3 protein-coding genes are annotated in these 2,237 nt (G+C 64.2%); 1 reads left to right on the top strand and 2 read right to left on the bottom strand.

Going from position 1 to position 2,237, the window contains the following annotated elements:
- The coding region (locus HP499_RS23610) for a metal ABC transporter permease (protein WP_172326475.1) at positions 1-763 on the top strand (763 nt) is incomplete at its 5' end.
- 1 nt (position 764) lies between these two features.
- Here HP499_RS23610 and HP499_RS23605 read toward each other — a convergent pair.
- Together HP499_RS23605 and HP499_RS23600 are read right to left on the bottom strand one after the other, a co-directional pair.
- Complete coding sequence (locus HP499_RS23605) at positions 765-1,631, bottom strand: DUF4097 family beta strand repeat-containing protein (protein ID WP_172326474.1); 867 nt, start codon at positions 1,629-1,631, stop codon at positions 765-767.
- Positions 1,628-2,143 (bottom strand): histidine kinase, encoded by a 516-nt coding sequence (locus HP499_RS23600; protein ID WP_172326473.1) that lies wholly within the window; start codon positions 2,141-2,143, stop codon positions 1,628-1,630. The genes HP499_RS23605 and HP499_RS23600 overlap by 4 nt, the downstream gene beginning before the upstream one ends.
- Positions 2,144-2,237: the final 94 nt, after the last annotated feature.

Here is a 2,237-nt window from a genome sequence, read left to right as displayed (position 1 = left end):
CGTCCTGATCGGCTGGTCCCTCATGGGCGACGCCGTGTCGCACGCGGTGCTTCCCGGCGTCGTACTCGCCTACATTGTGGGTGCGCCGTTCGCACTGGGCGCGCTGGTGTTCGCCCTGATCGCGGTGACGTTGATCGGGGTAGTCCGCAACACCAGCAGGGTGAAGGAAGACGCGGCGATCGGCATAGTGTTTACTTCGCTGTTCGCGCTGGGCCTGGTCCTGATCTCGGTGACGCCCAGCCAAACAGACCTGAACCACATCATTTTCGGCAACCTGCTGGGTGTCAGCGTCCCGGACCTCATCCAGGTGGTGGTCCTCGGCGTGGTGGCTTTCGCCATCCTGATCCTCAAGCGCCGCGACCTCACCCTGTACGCCTTTGATCCCACGCATGCGCACGCCATTGGCCTCTCGCCCCGCAGGCTCGGCGCGCTGTTGCTGGGGTTGCTTGCCTTGACCTCAGTGGTGGCGCTGCAGACTGTGGGGGTAGTCCTTGTGGTGGCCATGCTCATCATCCCGGGTGCCACGGCCTACCTGCTGACGGACCGGTTCTCCCGGATGCTGGTCATTGCACCGGTCATCTCCGTGGTGTGCTCCGTGGCGGGCATCTACCTCAGCTACTACCTGGACACGGCCTCGGGGGCCATGGTGGTGCTGACCCAGGGTGTGGTGTTCGCGTTCGTCTACCTGTTCAGTCCGCGGCAGGGGCTCATCGGGACGCGGCTGGCCAAGGCCCGGCGGAAGCGGGCTCTCGCAACGGTGTAGCTTAGGCGTGCGCTGTTGCGGGTGAACGCGTCACTGTGATGTCGCCATAGGCGTTGCGGGCGCGGATCTCCACTGTTGTGCTGCTTTCGCCCGGTCCGCTGCCGGGCTCGAGGGTGTTGGTTACCCGTCCATACTTGGTGCTGAGGTCCAGCCAGGCGGCCGTGCCTTGACGCACACCGACGCTGAGGGTGCCCGCAGCCGTTTGGACCGTGAGGGTCCCGGCGGACACCTCGCCCACGGTGATGTCACCGCTGGATGCTTTCACGGTGGTGGACACGCCTGCCCGTTCCAAGGAGACATCGCCGTTGGCTGCGCTGACCGTGAGCGTTCCCGAAGCCTGGGAGATGTAAGTGCTGCCGTTGCCGTTTTTCACGGAAACAACTCCGTCAATGTCCCGGATGCGGATCTTGCCCGAGCCGGTCTTGATCCTTGACCTGCCTGAGGCGCGTTCCACCATGACGTCACCCATGTCCGTATGTGCCCGGAGCTCGCCGCATTGGTCGATCCGGATGTGGCCCAGATCGGTTTTCAGGTCTGCAGTACCGAACGTACCGTCGCAGAGGAGGTCTCCCATGGCGGACTTCAATTCCAGGCTGCTGCCAGTGGGAACCTCCACAGTGATCTCCACTGCACCTCCGTCGCTGAACCAGGTATGGCGGAACGCAGGGTGCAGCCTGACCTGGAGGCGCCCGTCGGAGTAGTCCGCGGTGGTCTGCTGGGCCATTTTGACGTCCATTGCCCTGCCTGGCTTGCGGGGCCGGACGTTGAACCCGGTGTCCTCCCTGTCGCTGGCAATGATCCGGACGTCGGCGCGAACGGAAGAGTCAAGCACCACCGTGATCGGCAGGGGAGTGGGGAAGATTGTCATGATCGTGCCCATCCTGTGAAGTTCTGCTCGCCGCGTTCCCGGCTTCTTGCCCGTGGTGCGGCGTGGCCGGCGTTCAATGCCTCGGCGATAGCCCGGACCAGCCATGAGTTCACCGACACGCCTTCTTGGCCGGCCGCGTCTTCAACCCGCTGCTTGAGGTGATCCGGAAGCCGAAGCGTCGTCCGGGAGGTGCTGGCGCCGTCGAGGTCAACAGGTGACGTGGTGCCTTGGATCGATTGTTCGATCATCGCTTCAAAGTCACCGGCGGGAGAAGGGTTGCCCACCACGAACTCGGGATCCCGGCCGCGGAGCCTGACCTCCACGGAGCCGGGGGCGAGTTCCAGGGTGATCTCGCGGGCTGCCTCGGAGAGCGCTTCAAGAAGGACCAGCCTCACCGTGGACTCTATGGCCGCGGTGAGGCGTTCGCTCAGCGCCTTGGCATCAGGTCCGCCGGCTTCGGCGGCCGCATGCAGTTGGCTCTGGACTGCGGTCACGTACTGGTTGAGCTGCATGACACCATTGTGACGCCATGATGGTGTCAAATCAAGGAAAGTCCTGAAGCAGTGGTCAGCTCCTGCGGTTCGGCTTGACGAGGCCGCCTTCTCG

Source organism: Paenarthrobacter sp. CM16 (genome assembly GCF_013179505.1).
Lineage (GTDB): Bacteria > Actinomycetota > Actinomycetes > Actinomycetales > Micrococcaceae > Arthrobacter.
The sequence above is the reverse complement of the archived record's forward strand: the minus strand, read 5'-3'. Positions and strand labels throughout refer to the sequence as shown.